The organism is Loktanella salsilacus (assembly GCF_900114485.1).
Classification (GTDB): Bacteria; Pseudomonadota; Alphaproteobacteria; order Rhodobacterales; family Rhodobacteraceae; genus Loktanella; species Loktanella salsilacus.
The window spans coordinates 1-19931 of record NZ_FOTF01000035.1; the positions used below are offsets into that span (position 1 = coordinate 1).

The 19931-nt window shown below is 56.8% G+C and carries 19 protein-coding genes and 6 pseudogenes; 10 read left to right on the forward strand and 15 right to left on the reverse strand.

Annotated features, from left to right (window positions below):
* The 5 genes from BM131_RS18265 to BM131_RS20345 all read right to left on the reverse strand — a co-directional run.
* A partial coding sequence (locus BM131_RS18265; protein WP_217646839.1) for a transposase occupies nt 1–278 on the reverse strand: 278 nt, incomplete at its 3' end.
* A gap of 29 nt (nt 279–307) precedes the next feature.
* A complete protein-coding gene (locus tag BM131_RS18270; RefSeq protein WP_175499468.1) occupies nt 308–496 on the reverse strand; it encodes a hypothetical protein in 189 nt (62 codons plus the stop codon).
* 11 nt (nt 497–507) lie between these two features.
* Nucleotides 508–1212, reverse strand: coding sequence for an alpha/beta hydrolase (locus BM131_RS18275; protein WP_217646894.1), 705 nt, complete (start codon nt 1210–1212; stop codon nt 508–510).
* The gene (locus tag BM131_RS20575) at nt 1209–1544 is read right to left on the reverse strand and encodes a VOC family protein (protein WP_281245357.1); all 336 of its coding nucleotides are present in this window, start codon (nt 1542–1544) and stop codon (nt 1209–1211) included. Before BM131_RS20575 ends, BM131_RS18275 begins: the two co-directional genes overlap by 4 nt.
* A complete protein-coding gene (locus BM131_RS20345) occupies nt 1544–2137 on the reverse strand; it encodes a VOC family protein (RefSeq protein WP_175499471.1) in 594 nt (197 codons plus the stop codon). The genes BM131_RS20575 and BM131_RS20345 overlap by 1 nt, the downstream gene beginning before the upstream one ends.
* A gap of 108 nt (nt 2138–2245) precedes the next feature.
* On the opposite strand from BM131_RS20345, the gene BM131_RS18285 reads away from it, so the two are divergent.
* Nucleotides 2246–2587 (forward strand): winged helix-turn-helix transcriptional regulator, encoded by a 342-nt coding sequence (locus tag BM131_RS18285; protein WP_090191768.1) that lies wholly within the window; start codon nt 2246–2248, stop codon nt 2585–2587.
* Nucleotides 2588–2877: 290 nt separating this feature from the next.
* On the forward strand, nt 2878–3162 hold the full coding sequence (locus tag BM131_RS18290) for a hypothetical protein (RefSeq protein ID WP_090191769.1): 285 nt from the start codon (nt 2878–2880) through the stop codon (nt 3160–3162).
* Nucleotides 3163–3530: 368 nt separating this feature from the next.
* Here the strand turns inward: BM131_RS18290 and BM131_RS18295 are convergent, their stop codons facing one another.
* A complete protein-coding gene (locus BM131_RS18295; protein WP_090191771.1) occupies nt 3531–4970 on the reverse strand; it encodes an FAD-binding oxidoreductase in 1440 nt (479 codons plus the stop codon).
* A 161-nt stretch (nt 4971–5131) separates the two neighbouring features.
* Here BM131_RS18295 and BM131_RS18300 point away from each other — a divergent pair, with 161 nt between their 5' ends.
* Together BM131_RS18300 and BM131_RS18305 are read left to right on the forward strand one after the other, a co-directional pair.
* Nucleotides 5132–5824, forward strand: coding sequence for a winged helix-turn-helix transcriptional regulator (locus BM131_RS18300; protein ID WP_090191772.1), 693 nt, complete (start codon nt 5132–5134; stop codon nt 5822–5824).
* Nucleotides 5825–6113: 289 nt separating this feature from the next.
* Nucleotides 6114–6593 (forward strand): hypothetical protein, encoded by a 480-nt coding sequence (locus tag BM131_RS18305; RefSeq protein WP_217646895.1) that lies wholly within the window; start codon nt 6114–6116, stop codon nt 6591–6593.
* A 1025-nt stretch (nt 6594–7618) separates the two neighbouring features.
* Here BM131_RS18305 and BM131_RS18310 read toward each other — a convergent pair.
* Together BM131_RS18310 and BM131_RS18315 are read right to left on the reverse strand one after the other, a co-directional pair.
* Nucleotides 7619–8458 (reverse strand): annotated as a pseudogene (locus tag BM131_RS18310) (IS5 family transposase).
* Between the two features lie 161 nt (nt 8459–8619).
* Nucleotides 8620–8799, reverse strand: a pseudogene (locus BM131_RS18315) (transposase family protein); the annotation flags it as partial.
* Nucleotides 8800–9368: 569 nt separating this feature from the next.
* Here BM131_RS18315 and BM131_RS20080 point away from each other — a divergent pair.
* Complete coding sequence (locus BM131_RS20080; RefSeq protein ID WP_139222707.1) at nt 9369–10847, forward strand: hypothetical protein; 1479 nt, start codon at nt 9369–9371, stop codon at nt 10845–10847.
* A gap of 26 nt (nt 10848–10873) precedes the next feature.
* Here BM131_RS20080 and BM131_RS18335 read toward each other — a convergent pair whose 3' ends face one another.
* The 4 genes and pseudogenes from BM131_RS18335 to BM131_RS18350 all read right to left on the reverse strand — a co-directional run.
* Nucleotides 10874–11509: a glutathione S-transferase gene (locus BM131_RS18335; RefSeq protein WP_090191781.1), complete on the reverse strand. Its 636-nt coding sequence runs from the start codon at nt 11507–11509 to the stop codon at nt 10874–10876.
* Between the two features lie 324 nt (nt 11510–11833).
* The gene (locus BM131_RS18340) at nt 11834–13021 is read right to left on the reverse strand and encodes a hydantoinase/carbamoylase family amidase (RefSeq protein ID WP_090191782.1); all 1188 of its coding nucleotides are present in this window, start codon (nt 13019–13021) and stop codon (nt 11834–11836) included.
* A 261-nt stretch (nt 13022–13282) separates the two neighbouring features.
* Nucleotides 13283–13597 (reverse strand): annotated as a pseudogene (locus BM131_RS18345) (transposase); the annotation flags it as partial.
* A 16-nt stretch (nt 13598–13613) separates the two neighbouring features.
* Nucleotides 13614–14030 (reverse strand): annotated as a pseudogene (locus BM131_RS18350) (transposase); the annotation flags it as partial.
* A gap of 166 nt (nt 14031–14196) precedes the next feature.
* Here BM131_RS18350 and BM131_RS18355 point away from each other — a divergent pair.
* The 5 genes and pseudogenes from BM131_RS18355 to BM131_RS20700 all read left to right on the forward strand — a co-directional run.
* Nucleotides 14197–14571 carry an antitoxin Xre-like helix-turn-helix domain-containing protein gene (locus BM131_RS18355; protein WP_090191808.1) on the forward strand — a complete coding sequence of 125 codons (375 nt, stop codon included), beginning with the start codon at nt 14197–14199 and terminating at the stop codon, nt 14569–14571.
* 247 nt (nt 14572–14818) lie between these two features.
* Nucleotides 14819–14953: a hypothetical protein gene (locus BM131_RS20695; protein ID WP_090191786.1), complete on the forward strand. Its 135-nt coding sequence runs from the start codon at nt 14819–14821 to the stop codon at nt 14951–14953.
* Nucleotides 14954–15361: 408 nt separating this feature from the next.
* Nucleotides 15362–16522, forward strand: a complete 1161-nt coding sequence (locus BM131_RS18365; RefSeq protein ID WP_090191787.1) for an amidohydrolase — start codon at nt 15362–15364, stop codon at nt 16520–16522.
* Nucleotides 16523–16596: 74 nt separating this feature from the next.
* Nucleotides 16597–17723 (forward strand): IS3 family transposase gene (locus BM131_RS18370; RefSeq protein ID WP_090191789.1). Its coding sequence is split into 2 segments (ribosomal slippage): nt 16597–16861 and nt 16861–17723, totalling 1128 coding nucleotides; the frame shifts between segments, so codons are not numbered across the junction.
* Between the two features lie 46 nt (nt 17724–17769).
* A pseudogene (locus tag BM131_RS20700) lies at nt 17770–18009 on the forward strand (helix-turn-helix domain-containing protein); the annotation flags it as partial.
* A gap of 51 nt (nt 18010–18060) precedes the next feature.
* Here the strand turns inward: BM131_RS20700 and BM131_RS18380 are convergent.
* From BM131_RS18380 to BM131_RS18390, 3 genes and pseudogenes are all read right to left on the reverse strand, one after another.
* A complete protein-coding gene (locus BM131_RS18380) occupies nt 18061–18453 on the reverse strand; it encodes a bactofilin family protein (RefSeq protein ID WP_090191792.1) in 393 nt (130 codons plus the stop codon).
* Between the two features lie 199 nt (nt 18454–18652).
* A pseudogene (locus BM131_RS18385) lies at nt 18653–19135 on the reverse strand (IS6 family transposase); the annotation flags it as partial.
* A 71-nt stretch (nt 19136–19206) separates the two neighbouring features.
* Nucleotides 19207–19809, reverse strand: a complete 603-nt coding sequence (locus BM131_RS18390; RefSeq protein ID WP_342713989.1) for a helix-turn-helix transcriptional regulator — start codon at nt 19807–19809, stop codon at nt 19207–19209.
* Nucleotides 19810–19931 lie beyond the last annotated feature (122 nt).

Here is a 19931-nt window from a genome sequence, read left to right on the forward strand (position 1 = left end):
GTCGGATAGAGTCCGCGCTTGCGGCAGTATTCGGCCAAATCAGTTTCGTTCAGTGCTGCCGTTTCCAACACCGCCGCGAACTTGTCGCGCGAAGACCAACCCTCAGGGCCAGCGTCAGCGTCAGGCAGAAGCTGCCCCTTGCTGCGCGCATCAGCCCGCCACTTGTGCAGTGTAGCCTCGGAAATCCCTTCATCCTGCGAAAGCTGCCGAATGGCCAAGTTATTCGGCGGCAGCATCCGCTTCAGAACAGCCGATTTTCGTTCTGGTGAGTATCCCACGTCATTGTCCTATCCCGCCCACCTGAAAATTAGAGAAAAGTAGAGCAGCGGACAACAACCCTGACAGAGGGGGCATCCGGCATGCCGGTGTGGTCGATGATGATCGTGCTTGCGCCGAGACGGGAGTAGGTCGTCTCGGCCTCATGGCCCTCGACCACTGCCACGTAGCGACCCTTGCTTTCGCCCTCTTCGCGGGTGATTTCGATGTCAGTTTCCATAGAAACTCTCCTCAACCCTCGATGTTCAGTTGCCCGCGCAGCCACGTGGCCTCTTGCTCGACGACACTATGTCCGGCGCCGGGAATGATCAGCGTATCGACCTTGGCACCCATTCCCCGCATGATTTCAGCGCTTTCATACACCCGCGCCAGCGGGATGTGGGGGTCTCGCTCATGGCAGCCCAGCAGCACCGGCACATCTGGGAGCCGCCCCTCATAGGCAAAAGTCTTGGCGGGGCGGTGGTAGAGATCGGCGCGCGGTGCGCCGTCCGCATCGCCCGTGCCGACCAGCCCGCCAGAGAGCGCGACCACCGCGCGGAACGGACGGGCAAGCCGCGCAGCCGCTTCCACCGCAAGACAAGCCCCTTGCGAGAAACCCACAAGACCCACCCGCTCCGGATCAAAGCCCTGTTCCGACACGTCCTCAAGCAGGGTCGAGATGACGCTCAACCCGCTGCTGAGCCCCGGTTCATTGGCCTCCAGCGGTGCCAGAAAACTGTCCGGCCACCATGAGTGCCCGGCCGCCTGCGGTGCAAGAACGGCGAGGTCAGGCAGCGAGAGGTGGTCGGCAAGGCCGATCATATCCTCGGGCGCGCCGCCCCGGCCGTGGATCATCACCAACACAAGGCGCGCGCGCTCCAGCGGTGCGCCAGCAATGACCAGCCGTTGCCCCGCGTGCGGACCGGTGCCGCGGGTCGTCGCCGCCAAACCGCTCACGACGGCACCCGGATCTGCGGCAGCACCTGCTCGATACGGTTACGATGTGCCTCGTATTTCTCGGGCAGCTTCAGCGCCTCGCCCAAATGTGCCGGATCTTCGTCCACGGCAAATCCCGGTGTATCGGTGGCAATCTCAAACAGCACCCCGCCGGGGGTGCGGAAGTAGATTGCATCGAAATACTGCCGGTCGATGACCGGGGTGACTTGCTGTCCGACGGCCGAGAGCCGCGCGCGCCATTCCAGTTGCTCCTCTCGGTCACGTGCCCGGAACGCAACGTGGTGAATGGTGCCGGCACCTGAGCGCCCGATGGAGCGGGCATCCGAGGTCATCAGGTCAACTGCCGAGCCACGCTCGGGATCGGTCGAGAGATACCGGATGCGGGTTTCCGTCCCGCCCGTCCCGCCGGTCGCGGTGGCTTCCTCGGCTTCGCGCTCATATCCCATCGCTTCGAGCACGGCGGCGGTGGAAGTGACATCCTCGAGCCAGAGGGTGACGCTATGACCCCCCCATCCCGCGCCCCGCCTTCGATCAGTTCGACCCGCAGGCCGTCGGGGTCCCGCATAGCTATCGCGGGTTCGCCGAAGCGCTCAAAGGGCCCTTCGAAGTCGATGGCAGCCTCTGCCAAGTCTCCCATGCGCAGATCCAGATCGGGGATCGCATAGGCCACCGCCGACGCCATGCCGGCCCCCGCACGGCCCGGGCCCGCATCCACGAAAGGAAAGAACGTCATAATCGACCCAGGCGCCGCATTCTGGTCCCCATAGTAGAGGTGATAGGTGCCGGGATCGTCAAAGTTCACGGTGCGCTTGACCAGACGCTGGCCGAGAATGCGCACCCAGAAGTCGAGGTTGCCCTGGGGCGGGCCGGAGATCGCGGTAACGTGGTGCAGGCCGGGAATGGCCGGGGATGTGCCTTGAGACATGATGCTCTCCTTTCGATGCCAAAAGGCGCGCAGGGCCCCTTGGTGTATTGTGTCTATCGGTTGGAGGCTTTTGTAAGGTAAAACTTACCAAGTGAAAGTCGTTACCAAATGGAAACCACCCAAGAAAAAACGTTCGTTTCCTCTGACGGGGGCGAACCTGAAATCCCCTGCGCGGCCGATACGCTGCTGCGCAAGCTATGGGGCCAATGGAAAACCCATGTGATCTACGTGCTGGGCGAACAGCAGGCTTGTCGCTTCGGCGTGTTGCGCCGCAGGATCACCGGTATCTCCCCCAAGGTGCTGACAACCCGCTTGCGCGAGTTGGAAGCCGATGGGCTGGTTTGGCGCGAACAAGAGAACTCCATACCGCCAAAGGTCACTTACGGTCTGACCGAGACGGGCCTCGCCGTGCATGCGGTTTTGAAGGACATCGAAAAGATTAAAGTCTGAAATTGAACCTAAGCCAGGTAGATTGCGGCAATTTAGACGGAACAGTATGTGAATGGCGCGTGCCGGCCCTCACCTGCCGTTCGCTTCACGGCCGAGCGCTGCTGTGCAGCTTCACCAAACCGGCCATTTATCCATGGCGCAGCATTTTCGAAGGGTGAAGGTCGGCAGAGCGGGACGAAGCTGACCCTTGCATGAGCGCGGAGGTTTACCTAGGGGAAAAAATGGATCTGTGCGACACTGGACATCTGAAGTTTCCAAAAAGGGTACTTCTGAAATGGGAGGATTGATTGATGTCTTACTATTCTGTCTCACATTGGGATACGACCGACTGGACCGATGAAATGGAAGCTATTGCTCGCGACAAGTATGTGCCAATGATCAAAGGATTAGGGGCCGAGAGCGTCGATATGGTAAGAACGGGCGATGTAAGTTTCCTTGTGGTATCGAAGTATTCGGACGCAGCAGCGGGAGAGGCTGCCCAAGCACGCATCGATGAAATTCGCAGTCAAGCCACACAAGAACTTCCAATGAAAATGTCAAGCGTCCATCGTGGCTCCACCTTCGCTAGCAGTTAAAAATCAAGAGCAAGAAAATCAGATGGCCCCGCCTAATGCGGGGCTTTCTCTTCTATCTTAGTTAGTTGATCTAACGTGATTGGTCCCGCTGCTCCATCGTCAATGGGCCCGCTTTGGGCTCGAAGCAGCCCTTCGACGCGCCCGCGCAGAGGATCTGTACCGAGGCTGGAGGTCGAGGTCGGCTGTGCGAAATTTTCTGCCGTCCGCCCCAGCATGCCGAATGTCCCCTTTTCTGATACTGCGCAAGTATCAGCGACCAAATTGCAGCCCCCGATACCGAATCTGCGCTCCATTTTCGAAGCAAAACCGGTATCGCGCTCCGAATGACACCACCAGCGCATGTGCCGCAATCGACTTGAACGAAGGCGTCAGGACGTCAATCTCACGCCTTCTGAGACATCAATATTGTGGTTCAGGCGGAACAGGTTGCTCGGGTCATATCTGGCCTTGATCCTGCGCAGCTTGTCGATGTTGGAGCCGTAAGCTTCCGACATCCGGCCATCGTCGTCTGATGGCATGAAGTTGACATAGACACTACCGGCCGCGTGCTGTGCCGTGCAGTTAAACAGGTCCCGGGCCCAGCCAATACAGCATTTGTCCTTTGCAGCCTCCGACCACCGCGTATGGACGTTCATCACGAAGTGCCGCTTGCGCTGAGGAAAGGGGGTCGCTGCGGGGTCGACACGGGTCATGGCTCCACCCAAATGAGCGATGAAAATCTCGGATTGTGGGTCAGGAAGTGCTGCGACGGCGGCGAGAGCGCTATCAACTACCTCATCGTTGAGCTTCAGAAAGTCATTACTTTTCCAATAATTACGTGCGCCGGGCGTCAGAAGCGGATCGAAGGCCTGCTGCCACCCCGCGTAGGGATGCGGGCAGATAACATCGGCAATCGGCGTGCCAAGATCACGCAGCTCCTCCAGCGCCTTTTCCCCCTCTTTCATATCACCCGCATAACAGGCGGCGAAGATCAGAACCTCCTTGCTGTGCCAGTCCTCAGGGATAAAGGGCAGTGGCGGTGCCTGCCGCATGACGGCCCATATGGTCAGTTCGTCGGGCGCGCGAGCGCAGATATCGCGGTAGCTTTGCAACAGACTGCGTGCGTCGGACAAAGGATGCACGATCAGACCGGACAGCACCTCCGGGCCGACCGGATGCAGCGCAAATTCGAATGATGTGATGACGCCGAAATTACCGCCACCGCCACGAATGGCCCAGAACAGATCGGCGTTTTGCGTGGCGCTTGCAATGCGCACATCACCGTCGGCACATACAACTTCGGCAGACAGCAGGTTGTCGATAGTCAGGCCATGCTTGCCCGTAATCCAGCCGAAACCGCCGCCAAGCGTCAGACCGGCAACGCCCGTAGTGGAATTGATGCCCAGTGGCACTGCAAGGCCATAAAGTTGAGTTTCTTGATCCACATCGGACAAAATGCAGCCCGGCCCAACTGTTGCAGTCGCCTTATCGACATCCACGTGGACGCCTTTCATCTGCGAGAGGTTCAGCAAAAGGGCGCCGTCGGCCACTGCATGCCCCGCGATCTGGTGCCCGCCACTTTTAACGGCCAGCAAAAGGTTGTTTTCACGCGCAAAGTTCACGGCAAGCTGGATGTCGTTGGTATTCAGCGCACAGACAATCAGGCCGGGGTGTCGATCAATCATGCCGTTCCACAGCGCCCGGGCATCGTCGTAGCCGGTATCGTTTTTGTCGATCAGACTGCCACGAAGTGACGCCTTAAGTTTCGTCAGTTTGGCATTCGGGACATCGCCGGTATCACCGTTCAGTGTCTTTAGGATCTGGCCCATTGCGGTTGCTCCATTTGAGTTTCGGTATACCCGAAGGCTGCGCCCTAACTCGCAACCCGGCCAGTCCTAAAACTGGACCGGGCCTTTATCTGCAGGAATCGGGGCCGAATGTGATAAGATACCGTCAGGCAAAGACGAAATTGCCGCGAAGGATTAGTACAATGACCCTTGGGAGTTACGGACAATTCTGTCCGGTCGCGATGGCGGCCGAGATGCTCTGCACGCGCTGGACGATGGTTCTGGTGCGCGAAATGGTGGCCGGTTCGACCCGATTCAACGACCTGCGGCGTGGCGTGCCACGCATGTCGCCAAGCCTGCTGTCGCAGCGGTTAAAAGAGCTTGAGGCCGCCGGTGTCGTCATCCGCACGCCTGCCGCCGACGAACCAGCCGTGCAGGAATACCGTCTCACAGAAGCTGGTCGAGACCTGCAAACTGTTGTCGAGGCCTTCGGAATTTGGGGGCAAAAGTGGATAGAGACGCAGGCCACGCTGAAGAATTTGGACCCCTCACTGCTTATGTGGGACATGCGCCGTAATCTCGATCCTTCGCCAATGCCTGCGCGCCGGATTGTGGTCAATTTCAGGTATCCTGAGCTGGTCGAAGCCCGACGCAACTGGTGGCTCGTTGTGGACTCGGAGGCAGAGGTCGACATCTGCTCCACCGATCCGGGTTTCGACGTCGATCTTTGGGTGACGACCGACCTGCGCACGATGACCGCGATCTGGATGGGACTGAACAGTGTCTCGGACGTAAGTGATAAAATCCAGCTCGACGGCGATCCGGCGATTGCCCGAACAATGCAGACGTGGCTTGGTCTCAGCCCATTCGCGGCACAATCGAAGTTGGTGCACTGACGCCGCACCACCGCAGGCCCAACCGGTCCAGTTTTTGGACTATCGGACCAAGGCCCGCGGCCTCACCCTCAGGGGAGTTTCGTCATCCGACGAGGATAGGCGAACCTCTCTTGAAAGGAGCTTCGATATGCTTTCTCACATGATTTTAACTCGCCGCGCTCATGGCCCTGATGAGGCCAGCTCTGCTTCCTGCATGATAAGAAATTTGCGCAGCGTAGCGGGCATGGCTATTGCTTGCACAGCACTGGCTACTGCTGCCGCCGCCCAATCATCTCCCGAAGCCACTGCGATGACTGCCGAAGCCCTCAGCGCGGCTCCGGCAGGTATTCTTGCAACGGCGACCGTTTCCGATCTGGAAGGCAATATCCTGCGCGAAGGAACAAGCGACTACACCTGCTTTCCCGCACCAAATGGGCTTGCGGGACCGATGTGCATGGATGCCGAATGGCGGCGCTGGATGGCGGCGTGGATGGGCGGCAAGCCGTTTAAGGCTGAGCGTGTGGCCATTGCCTACATGCTGGCGGGCGACGGGCCAGATGGCGGTGCCAGCAACATCGACCCCGCAGCCATCCAACCGGCTACCGATAATGAATGGGTCGTCGAAGGGCCGCACATGATGGTCATCACACCCGATCCAGCCGCATTTGCAGGTCTGCCGACAGTTATCGAGACGGACGGCCCATACGTGATGTGGACTGGCACGCCCTATGTTCACCTCATGGTGCCGGTCGCCGGTCGCCCAGAACAGCGCAGCGTGCCGACGAACTGACATAATAGCTGTTGAATTGTGCGAGAAATTGACCCAGTTTTCCGAAACTTCGCGACCCACAACCTGTCATTAATTCCTTCAATTTTCCATGAGGTTATCATAAGCCAGAGTGGTCCACGCGAAATGAAAAAATGGGTCAATTCGACCCGAAAATCAACACCGCCACAAGTGAAACCCTAATACACGGGACGACGGCTTTTGGCGTCCGGATCACGAGTGCGCGTTTCTGTACGCGGTGCACCATGCCAATATCTACTTTTGCGTGTGACAACATCCATCACTCGATGCTCTCTAGGTTCTTTGATAATAGCGAAAACCAGATTGTGTGATTACCTCAAACAACATTCCGTCACTAAGACTAGAGTTGTTCCGTTCTGCAGTTGTCATTCATAAAAAGCTGATCGGCTCATAAGCCGAGGGAAACATCGCAAAAGCGGAATGGGGCGCATGGCTAACCATCGTAAAACTTTATCTGTCAGAGACGCGCCCAACTTAAGTGCGGTTTATTTTACACCAGCCGTGGCCAATTCCAACACGTGCGGATTGCCGGGTAAAATATCTTGGCGAATGGTCTAAACAAACAGCCCCCTCACAAAGTTGAACGCGGACCAAGGCACATCATCTGCGGTCAAAACAGACCAACTATTAGACGATATGCCTGGCAAATTTATCCACAGGGGACAGGTTTCCGGAGCCCTTGTGGGGGCGGGAAGAGCAAGCATGATTAGCAGGCCGCATTCGTAATATAGAGGCCCGATGGACAGGCAAGTGCCTCAGCAGCAATCCCGCTCCGCAATCCAGATAACGGTGCCTACCTGCATTACTGCCTTTTGCACCTTAAAGATGCGGCAAGCTTCAACAGCAGCAAGTCGGTGATCTTCCTCTCTTCGTGGCTTCCGGATTGAAGTGATGGCCATCAGGAAAAATTAGTGAAAGCCCTGTTTAGAAGCGAATAACTTCTGACGTCACCGGACCCTGTTGCGTAATTCAGATGACGAACAGCTCTCCCCTTTCCCCAGACGGATTTATCCCACGGCTTTCGTGACAGGGATGCCGAGGGCGGTGTAACCGTTCAGGATCGCAACGCGCACCTGAACCTCAGCGACTTGGCGGTCAAAGTCGCGCGCCATCAACCACTGGCCCAGCAATTTCATGCAATGCATCTTTGTCTCGACGCGGTTCCGGCGGTGGTATCCGCTCCAGTTCCGCCACAGATACTTCGAAGCGCGGAGCGCATCATTCCTAGCGATGGCACCGGCGGTAGTTGGCTTCCATGGCTGAGCATTTCTGCGTGGTGGGATGACCGCAGACGCTCCCCGATCGGCGCGCGTCGTATGCGCCATCCGCAGTCACGCTACCGATCTGCTGATTGCGCGGAATCTGTTTAAGTAGGTGAGGCAACATCGGTGCGTCCCCGGTGGTGCTGCCCGAGATCTCAACTGCTCTGATTTCCAGCGTTTGCTCGTCGATACCGATGTGGATCTTGCGCCAGACGCGTCGTTTCGAGCCACCATGTTTGCGGGCGTTCCACTCACCTTCCCCTTCTACCTTGATCCCTGTGCTGTCGATAAGCAGGTGCAGTGGGCCCTTCGCGCGCGATACGGAATGATCACCGCAAGCGTCCTTTGGCGGCGGCAAATGGTGCTGAAGTCAGGCACAACTCAGTCCAGCCCCGTGAGCCGCAGTAGGCTTTCCACAAAGCCTGTCATCTGGCGAAGCGCCATCCCGAAAAGCACTTTCCTGGTCAGGCACGCCTGGATGGCAGCGTCACTGAATGTCCGCGACCTGCCCCTCTTGCCGGAGGGTTCGGCATCCCAGTTTATCTCGGGATCGAACCAGATCGTCAGTGATCCGCGTCGCTTCAGCGCCGCATTGTAATCAGCCCAGTTCGTCGTCTTATAGGTAGGTTATGTCGGTTTGCTCATGCGGGTCAGCTACCACACTGGATTCACGACATAAATCCCCGCTGGATTTGTGCAACATAGCCGATGGCTTGCTTCAACCTCAGGAAGTCTTAGAAAAGGCGCTCTTTTGCGCGACCAAAGGCGGCCATTTCGGCGCACGAGACTGACCCGCACAGGACCGATACAAAAGCGATGACAAGCAGTTCCCCAAGGTCGTGGCGGGCGTTACTGGCGCGCGGATCGGGAACGTCGTCGAAGGCGGATAGAAAATCTGCATAAGGATGGGGACTCCGTGAACGCAATCCCCAATTCAGAATCCATCTCGCCCTCACAGGCAAGAGCGACCGTTCACGCCTTCAGTTCCAAACGCAATCCCCCTAAATAGATAGACGCTACGAATGGAATTGATTTTGTATTTCACATAAAATGCTTCGAATACGCGTCAAAATAGAAGACTCTGTGGATAAATATAAAAATGTTCTTGAAACCTTAAGGCCTCAGCACCAAATCTTCGATAGACGAAGTGGAGTTTAAAATTGCCAGATCAAAAAATATATAGGGAAGATCAGCCCCAGAAGCGGCGGACGATCACAATTAACCGTTCGGCTAAAACGATAAATGAGTTGGACGCGTTCGCGAAGCGAAACAATTGCAAGAGCACACCCGATTTCCTTCTACTTTGCGTCGCTGCATATCAATCCGCTGTCGATCAGGAAACATCTGCCGCGATCGGCGAGATGAACAGGCAGATGAACATGCTGACCCGGAAAGCTCTGGCGGACGAGGCGTCATCCGAAGAACTGACGACCGCTCTACACAGGTTTTCAACTGAATTGCGCAGGCTGCCAGTCCGGTTGAGGGAGAAGCATTGATGTATGCCCACATTACCCGGACAAACGATCTCAAGAAGAGGATCGTCAGATACCCGTTTGAGGACAAGCCTTTAATCTTGGACGGCACGATCGCATTCGGATCGGCAGATAGCGTGTACAAAACGCTGAAGAAGCTGATGCGTCCGGGCGATGGTTGTTACCTTGCGACCCTCCATCTGCCGGCAGGATGCGACATGTCCGACGCAGATGCCGTAGACCTGATGCGGGCAGTGGTCACAGACCGGGGTGTCGATCCGGATACAGTCCCGTACATTCTTGCAAGGCATGCCGAGACCGGTAAAGCCCACTTTCATATGCTGTTCCTTGACCGAACCTTTGCCGGACGACGGATCGTGGTCGACCTCAGCGTTGCCGCGACACAGACCTCTCATCGTCGTCAGGCGATGGCTTACGGTTTGCCGTTGCCCGCATATTTCGATCCGGCGGTAGTCCCGACGTTTCAGCCACCGGTCATCCTGCGGCGCGTGACACATACGCCAACCGCGAAACAGCGTCGTTCGCCACTCGGCACCACGCAGGAGACCACCGTCGAAAAGGCAAGGCGGCACCGCCTCAACACCGATCTAATCCGGGTATTCACCGAGGATCAGCCGACCACTCTGTGGGCGCTGAACATCGCTTTGGGCCGGATCGGGGCGGGGTATGGGATCGCGAAAATCCCGGGGAAGAAGGCCAAGGCCACCTTCGCCACCATAGACCAAAAGCCGATCTTTCTCAACAAACTGGGCCCAGCTTGGAATGTCAGTGCGATCGAGGCCCGCATGGCCTTTGCTGCGCATCTGGTCTGCGCCCGTCCCATACTTGCGCTGCGCTTTATTCTGCGTGCTCATCTTCTCAACCCCACAATGGATATTTACCATGACCGACACGACACCCACCATGCTGACGCTCTCGACGCCCGAGGAACTGGCACAAGCCCAACTGGACCGGATGGAAAAGGCAATCGGCAGCCTTCAGCCGCTGCTCAACCTTCTGGAGAAGCCAGTCAATGGCGAGGAGGAGAACCTGATAAAACTTTTATTCCAGCGCCTGGATACGGTGATCGCGGGTCAGGACGCGTTGCGGATTCAGGTTTCGAATCTCGATCACCTAGTCCGGGACGTGATGGGGGAAGACGACTGATAGCACCAAAAAGCTGGATCGCACGGCTATGTCGCACTGCACGGAAGTTCGGAGGGCGCTTGGTTAAAGTCAGGCGCAACAAAGCGCACAATCGGCTTGCAATGATCCGTTTTGCCGACGGCGGCCTCAGTGTGCACAGCAAGTCGGGGCACCGGGTGTCAGTTCCAAGCCCCAGCCTCTCAGCGTTCACCGCCATATGGCAGATGGCAATTGTCAAAAAAGCGTCTGTTGCCCCGGATGCAGAGCAGCCAGCGAAACCAGAGATTGTCGCAGATGTCGATATGATCGACGCATCATCAGATGATGGCGATCACAACAGTCCGGGAAACCCGTAACGCTTCATGCCGTTCAAAGTGCTCCTTTAGGTGTTGAACCAGGTCGGTGCGTCCTCTGCAGCCCACGGTGGATACTTATTCATAACTTGCATGAAGAGTTCGCTTGCCAAGAACCGATCCAGCCATGCAATTAATCTTGGCCATGGTTGTCCGTCGAACCACGCCCTATCAATGTAGGCAAACTGACGTACAAACGGCAGCAACGCTAGATCAGCTATAGTGGGACGGTCTCCAAATAAGTGGGAATGTCCTACTAATTTTTTATCGAGGTGACGCAAGTAACTGGCGGCCGTTTCACACTCGGCCAATTCATCCAAATCTGGGTAACACGAAGAATACTTTGTATGATCCAGCGCGGCCTTGAACGGTCCGTCATTTGCCGAGATCAGACACCAGCCCTCCTGGGGCATATCCAAAAGTTTCATCGGGTCGTTTTTTTCGAGCGCCCAGACCATGATGTCCAAACTTTCATCCAGCACCTGTTCTTTCAAGCGAAGAGCGGGCACCGTACCAGATGCGGATGTCTGCAAGAATGCTTGCGGTTTGTCCTTTAAGCAAATTTCACGCAACTCGATTTTGCAGCCAGCGCTCGCCAACGCAAGTCGGGCCCTTATTGCATATGGGCAACGCCGAAAGGTCCACAGGATAGGGTGATGTGTCATCTCAAGACTTATCCATATGATGTCGCTGCGGTCAATTCCTCGCCTCTACGTCCGCAGTCAAGGGGCCACGAAGATCACGACGTCGTCCATATGCCACTCGTCCATCAGCCGTGGACGATCACGGCACGGATGCGATAGGCCTCTTTGTTGCGATTGACCCAGGCCTAAACGCAATCCTCGCCATACTCTTTGAGCCACCATTCTATCGCCAAGGTCTGAATCTGATCTTCGCGGATCGGGCCGCGGTTACTCATAAACGCTGACAGGTCATGCATCCCGATCGAAATCATGACGCAAACTCAAGCCTTCAAGCTTCGCGGCAATCTATTCCTTAACCCCAACAGCTTCAGCCAAAACGCGCAGACCGACAACAAGATCAGCTTCATTGGTGTCTTCTTCGAACGCATGGCTGATCCCACCGATCGACGGCACAAAAAGCATCGCCACCGGCATCAGGCGGGCCACATTGGTCGCGTCATGTAGCGCGCCTGAGGGCATCCGACGCCAGCGACCTGGCGCGACCACCTCGGCCCCGGCCTCCAGTCTTGCGCGCAAAGTGGCGTCCATAGGGGTTGGGTCCAGAGCCAAACTTGGTTCAAGTTCGACCCCGAGATTCATCTCGGTGGCAACCTCATTCAGCGTCTCCTCTATTATTGCCTGCATCCGCCCCAGTCGGTCCTTATCCCCGTCGCGCAATTGCATGGAAAACCGAACCTGGCCCGGCACAATTGAAGAGGCATTGGGGGCAACCGCCACATGGCCAATGGTCCAAACTGATTGCGGCGTGACGACATTGCGCAACCGGTCGTTCAGACGCGCATTAAAGGCGGATAGTCCCTGAAATGCATCCCGCCGCAGCGCCATTGGGGTTGTGCCCGCATGGTTCTGCTGCCCCGTCAGCGTCACCATCATTTCGCGGTAGCCCACAATATCGGTGACCACGCCGATCTGTTCGCCGGCAGCGTCCAGCGTCGGTCCTTGCTCGATATGCAATTCGATAAATCCAGTGAACTGCGCAGGGTCAACGTCACTGCCAACACGGTCCCCCAACAGACACCGCGCCTCAGACAGCGACACACCGCCGGCGTCCCTTACAACATCCGCCTCGGCCAAAGGCAGCAGGCCCGACCACACGGCTGACCCGGTAGTTCCGCCAAAACGACCTTCTTCGTCCTGAAAGGATACGACTGAGATGGCAGGCCCGCCCGCCATATGCGACGCCCGCGCAATCTCGAGCGCCGCAATCACCCCCAGCGCTCCGTCGAGCCAACCGCCGGTCGGCTGCGTATCCGAATGTGATCCAAGCAAAAGGGACGGCGACTGGGCTAAGCCAAAGAGATTGCCCATGGCATCAAAATGCACTGCCAATCCAGCCTCAGCCATTCGTCCTGCCAGCCAGTCGCGCGCAGCAAGGTCGGGCGCGGAATAGGCCGGACGGACCACGCCGGTGCCCTGCGCGCCGAAGCTGCGGAGATGATGAAGATCAGATAAAAAACGGGAAGTGTCGATCACGGTTGTCTCACTATTACAAGGACTTGGGCAGACTTAAAGGCGGGCCAGTGAATTGAGAAGTTCGGACTGAAGCCGCGATGGAATGGACGCGGATCAAATCTCCGCCTCTTCTGCTCCGGGATTGGCCCAAGAAAGATACTTCGACCATAAAGACCGGCCGGGCATGCATCGTGGTGCGCGGCATGAACACGTTATCAGAAGCGAGAGGGTTTTTGCTAGGGCTGAGGTACTCCCCATTCCCTGGACATGATCTGGCGTTTTTCAAGCTCTGATCTGCTCCTGCTGATCAGGTTGCGTTGCATCGAATCTCAATGAGTAGACCACCGCTGACGGTCGGCCGCCAAGAGCCTTGTGTGGGCGGCGGTGATTGTAGAACTCCATCCATTTCCGGACACCCGCGCGAGCCTGAGAACCGGTCTCCCAAGCATGCAGATAGACGCACTCGTATTTCAGGGTGCGCCACAGGCGTTCAATGAAGATGTTGTCCAAGTAACGACCCTTGCCGTCCATTGAGATGCGGACGCCTGACCGGCGCAAGCGATCTGTCCAGACAAACGACGTGAACTGAGATCCTTGGACACCCTTCTAAAGATCAAGCAGCAATTTGAGCCTGATTGATCTGTTTGTGGCGACGCACGATGATGCCGAAGACTTCGCGCGCGATGTAGCGTTTGAGGCAGCGGATCGCCTCGAGTTTGGAGTGGCCTTGAGCTACGCGACGCGCAACGTATTCTTGAGTCCTTGGATCAAGCCGCAACCGTCCGATTGCAATGATGTGGATTGCGCTATTTGCTGCGCGATCGCCGCCCCTATTTAGTCGATGTCGCGTCGTTTTACCGGATGACGCGGGCACAGGGCTCACACCGCACAGGGCGGCAAAGCTGGCTTCAGATTTTAGGCGTTCAGGATTATCGCCTGCGGTCAGCAACAGTTGGGCTGCGCTGTTGAGCCCTATCGCGTTGCGTGCCATGAGTTCGGGGGCCAAGTCTGTAACAATAGATTTGATCATAATGTTGTTGAGTTATGTAAGAATTTGACCCAGTTTTTCGAAACGTCGTGAGCCACCAGCTGTCATTAGTTCCGTCGACTTTCCATGAGCCTATCATAAGCCAGACGGGTCAGCGCTAATTGGAAAAATGGGTCAATTCGAACCGGAAATCAACAGGGACATCACGATGACCTTTGAACAAGACGAAATCGACGCGGTAGCGCTTGAAGCCTATGGGCGCATCGTTCGGGCTTGGCACCTTTCTCGAAGGGAAGCGGCGGGCCTGGCCGACATGTCAGAAAGCAGGTGGAAGCGTGCGAAGACACCTAGCTCCACTATCAGGTTGACGAATGATCAGCGTCTGCGCCTGAGCGCCATCGTCGGCATCTATGCCGCCCTCGAGAAGTATTTCTCCGACCCGCTTACCAAGACCTGGTTCACACGGCCCAACACCGGTCCGCTATTCCATAGCGCAAGGCCCATCGACGTCGCAATCGCGAGAGGGCTGCCGCAGATCCTGTCAATCCGGAACTATGTCGATGCCCTATGCTGTGGTGCTTAGTATCGGCTGTATCCGGCCCGCGACTGCAGGTGCTATGCGCCCTGACAAAACACATGTTCGCGGATCCACCAGCCTGCAGGGACCGGAGCGGTCAAAACAGTGCTGGCGTTCGCGATATGGATAAGATGTTGTCATTGCACGGCCCTTCGCTCGGGGAGGGCGTGACCTGCGTACCAACGCCGGGGTGTCCGAGGGAGACCCATGTCGATCGGGACGATCGACGACATCCGGAGCGAGGAACACCATCATGTCAAAAGGCGACAAGCAGCGCGGCAGCAAGGAAGCCAAGAAACCCAAGAAGGAGGCCGTTAAAGTCCTGGCCACCGCTGACTTCAACAAGGGCAAGACCCCGCTGAACATCAACGACAAGAAGAAGAAATAGCCGGCCGCGGCACCGGGCGAGGCGTGAGGTTATCCTGCGACCGCCCGGTGCCACCTCGGCTGAATGAAGGGGTCGCCCTTCGCTGCGTCGCGTTTGACCTGGCGCTGTGCGGACAAAGCTACCGCCACCAAGGTCACGGTCAGCCAACACAAACGGCCCAGACCGGCCATTCACGCGCTGACACGATGCTGCGGCGCAGCCCGTCAGAGCGGCCATTCGTGCATCGCGCAGCATTTTGCTGGATAAAACGTCGGTCAGTGGACGAAGCGTGAATTCGTTGCGGCGGAGCCAGTTGCGGATATGGATCTCGGGTGCGCTGTCGGTTGTTTTCTGAAGGCGGTTGTCGGTCCGTTCTTCGGCTTGGTATGGTAATGATTAAGGAAGTTGAATTCGAAAGCGGAGCGAAACATGCTGACAAATAGCGACCTGGTCGAATTGACAGAATTTCGCCGTGCTCTTCACCGTCGTCCGGAAGTGTCTGGCGAAGAAGCGGAAACAGCAAAGACTGTTGTGGCTGCATTGAAACTGCTGTGTCCGACGGGCATCCTCACAGGGCTGGGCGGACATGGCGTGGCTGCGATCTTTGACAGCGGCAAGGACGGCCCGACAGTTCTCTTTCGAGCTGAACTTGATGCTCTGCCCATCGAGGAACACAATGACGAAATCGCGTGGCCCTCGGAGATCCCTGGCAAAAGCCACGTCTGTGGTCATGATGGCCATATGACGATGTTACTTGCCTTTGGCCGTATGATCTCGCGCAAGCCGGTCGCGCAAGGGCGCGTCATCTTGATGTTTCAGCCCGCCGAAGAAGACGGAAGCGGTGCGAAGGCGGTCGTCGCTGATCCCGCCTTTGACGAAGTTAAGCCGGACTGGGCCTTTGCCATTCACAACGATCCCGGAAGCCCGTTTGGGTTCGTCTCGACCCGTGTGGGGCTGATGAACTGTGCTTCGCTGGGGCTGAAGGTCATGTTAAGCGGAAAAACTGCCCACGCAGCCAACCCGCAGGACGGTGTCTCCCCTGCGTTAGCGGTCGCCAAATTGATCCCTGCGCTGGATAATCTGGGGCATGACGAAGGTGGTCCGCGCAACGATGCATTTCGACTGGTGACGATCACTCATGCCAACATCGGGGAACCAAACTTTGGCATCGCCCCCGGTCAAGCAGAGGTTTTCGCAACCCTGCGCGCGGCTGGAGATGCTGGCATAGAAAGCCTTGAAGACGCCGCACGAAACCTTTCAACATCTATCGCAGACGAATACGGGCTTAGAGTCTTGTGCGATATCCATGACCATTTCGCGGCGTCGGTAAATGACGCGGACGCCTACGATGTCGCGACCAGGGCGATGGAGGCAATCGGTGTTCCCCACGGGCAAGAGAGCGTGCCGATGCGTGCATCAGAGGATTTCGGCGTATTTGGATGGGGCGCAAAAGCCGCGATGTTGTTCTTGGGCTCCGGCGAAGATCATGCGGCCTTGCACAATCCGGACTACGATTTCCCCGATGATTTGATCCCTATGGGGAGCGCAATCTTTGAGCGCATTACGCGAGATTTGTTGGGAACCGCTTAGGCGAATTGGAGTGCCCCCACTGAAGTGGTCCACCTTTTGGGATAGAATTATCCCGTTTTCAGGAGGACGACGAGATGGCTGGCAAGCGAGAGAAGCCCGAGGATATCGTGCTGAAGCTGCGACAAGTTGAAGTGCTACAAGGGCAAGGCAAATCAGTTCAGGAGGGCGTGCGGCAGATCGGTGTCACGGTTCAGACGTACTATCGGTGGCGCAAGGAGTATGGCGGCATGAGCCGCGATCAGCTCAAGCGGCTGAAAGAGCTGGAGGCTGAGAATACCCGGCTCAGACGTGCCGTGTCGGATCTGACGTTGGACAAGATGATCCTGGCCGAGGCTGCACGGGGAAACTACTGAGCCCTTCCCGCCGCAGGCAGTGCATCGACCATGTGCGGCAAACCCTCAGCGTATCGGAGCGCCGGGTTTGCCGCACATTGGGCCAGCATCGCTCGACGCAGCGCAAGGTGCCCTGTGGTCTGCCGGACGAAGCCCGGCTGACCGAGGACATCACCGCGTTGGCCGAAGAGTTCGGCCGCTATGGGTATCGCATGATCACCGGGCTGCTGAACAACAGCGGCTGGCATGTGAACCATAAAAGGGTCGAACGGATCTGGCGGCAGGAAGGGCTGAAAGTCCCGCAAAAACAGCCGAAGAAGGGCCGACTCTGGCTCAATGACGGGTCGTGCGTAAGGCTGCGGCCGGAGCGCCCGAACCATGTCTGGTCCTATGACTTTGTCCAGGACCGGACTCACGACGGGCGGATCTTCCGCACGCTAAATATCATCGACGAGTTCACGAAGGAGGCGCTAGTGATCCGCGTTAAGCGCAGGCTCAATTCAACGGATGTGGTCGATGCTTTGACGGATTTGTTCATCCTACGCGGCCCGCCGGAATACATCAGGTCGGACAATGGCGCAGAATTTATTGCCAAGAAGGTGCGTGCCTGGATCGGTGCCGTGGGCGCGAAAACCGCATTCATCACCCCAGGCTCACCGTGGGAGAACGGCTACTGCGAGAGCTTCAATGCTCGTTTCCGGGATGAGCTGCTCAACGGCGAGGTCTTCACCACGTTACGCGAGGCCCAGATCCTGATTGAACGCTGGCGACGTCACTACAATACGGTCAGGCCCCACAGCGCCTTAAGATACCGGCCGCCGGCGCCTAAGAGCATCGTCCCGATAGACCAAAGACCGACCATGCATTAACATTCAAACTGGACCACCCGATGGGGGCACTCCAAGAGGAATCGGTATGGGAACGACTTATACGCATTTGAGTATCATAGAACGACGCCAAATAGAACGCTGGAGACACGCAAAGGTCCCTGTCGATGAAATGGCCAAGGTTCTAAAGCGCTGCAGGTCGACGATCTTTCGCGAGTTGAAGCGCAATCATTTTAGCGATGAAAGCATGCCCAAACACGACGGCTATTACGGTGCCGCTGCGCATCTGATGCAGGCGGATCGACGCGCACGAAATGACCGCCTGATTGTCGCGCACAGCACCTCTTGCTACCCACGTCAAACAACTTGGCAATGCCGCTCAGCTAGCTGATCCTGTTTTCTCGGTTTCGGACGAGTTTTGGCGGGAACACGACGAGTTCACCTCAGCGCCATTCTCGATCGTGAGGGTCTGGTAGAAGATTTCACCAGAGACTTTTGCGCTTGAGTGCAATATGACATCCTGACCGTGGATGCTGCCATCGAAACGGCCTTTGATGGCCACGCTGTCCGCAAGCAGTTCGCCGATGGCGGATCCGTTCGCCTCGATCATGATCGAATCCGCTGTGATTTTCCCGTCAATATGGCCGGACAGTTCCATGTGGCCAGGCACCGTGAGGTCACCGGACAGCTTTGCCCCGGCGGCAAAATGGGAAAGGCCACCATTTGAACCGCCTCCCGCTGAAGATGGTGAAGTGTCTGAAACAAGGGACATATGTGCGGTTCCGATGGTGTTGAATTTCAGATCATTCCGACAAAGGCTGAGCCGGACGTTAGCGGGACCATACCCGGTCGCGGACGTCTGACGATACCAAAAAAGTGCTGTCAGACTAATTCTGAACCAGTCTCAGTTTGCCGCCACACGTCGGAACTTATGCTAAACAAAGTTGACGCCACTCGGTTAGAGCAGCGGCGCGGTTGAGCTTAAAGTCATTGCGTGAATGGAGATGGCGCTCCGCGTTGAAATAGCTGTGCAGCTTGTCGGTGATCACGACCCTCGGCTCGCCGTACTGAGTGATCACCCTTTGGAGAAACCGCTCGTCTGCTTTAGCGTTTCTTCGCGTTTGCACGAGAATGTCGAGGACGTCCCCTTCCGCGTCGATGGCACGCCACAGCCAATGTTTCTTCCCTCGAATCGAGATAACAACCTCATCCAGGTGCCATTTGTCGTTGGGGCAAGGACGATCGCGCCGGACGCAATTTGCGAAATGTGGACCAAAGCGATTGACCCACAATCGGATCGCTTCCCGGCTGACAATCACACCACGCTCGGCCAGCAGGTCTTCGACGACGGCCGTGCTGATGGCGAAGCGATGGTAAGCCCAAACAGCGTATGCGATGATTTCGCGAGGGAACCGGAAGCCCTTCAGGCTCAGCACACTGGTTGGAATTTTCATGATGTTGAAATAACCTGGTCACGCAAGCTGAACGACTTGGCAATGCCTGTTGCGGTCATCTGGCACCGGCATTAGATCAGCTTGAACTGACCAGCCATAGCTGCGGCCTGCGTGCTGGTGCTCGCTCCGAGCTTAACTTTAGCGTTCTTGAGGCGCTGTTTAACTGCTCCTTCGGTGATGCCGAGATCGAAGGCTATCTTCTTTAGCCTCTTGCCATCCCTTACCATTCCCAAAGCTTCCAACTCGGCCGTAGTCAGGTTGGTGGGCGCTACCATTTCAAAATGCCGGCGCTTGATGAACGTATGCAATAGCTTCGCTTCCAGATCGTTAAACTCCCGATCCGAGCGTGCGAAGCTGGCAATTGATCGTTGCCCATCGAGATCAAGTTTCTCATCGAAGATAGCGACTGACATTCCAAATCGCAGACCGAAGGTTGTCGCCATCGAGAAGACGCCGCGAGTGTCCATCTGAGCAAGTTCGGACCAGCGCACCGTGCCCGTGTTTGTGTAACCCCATTGCATGACTGGATCGTGGATCATCAGCCTGTTTTTGGTGTAGTGATCCACCCACCTTGGAGGGAACGCATTGATCTCTTCCATCGGGAACGCGAAACCGATGCGTAGCGCGATATAATGCCCTGCCGGTGCCAAAACCTCTAGGTCACGGGGGGTCACTTGAAGAACCATAGGTTGAGAGGCTCTCGGTATATTGCGGTTACACTGCACTTAATGGCAGTTTTGCATTCGCCAGTAGATGACGGACAAATTTTAGGAGATAGCGTTGCTGCGTTGATAAC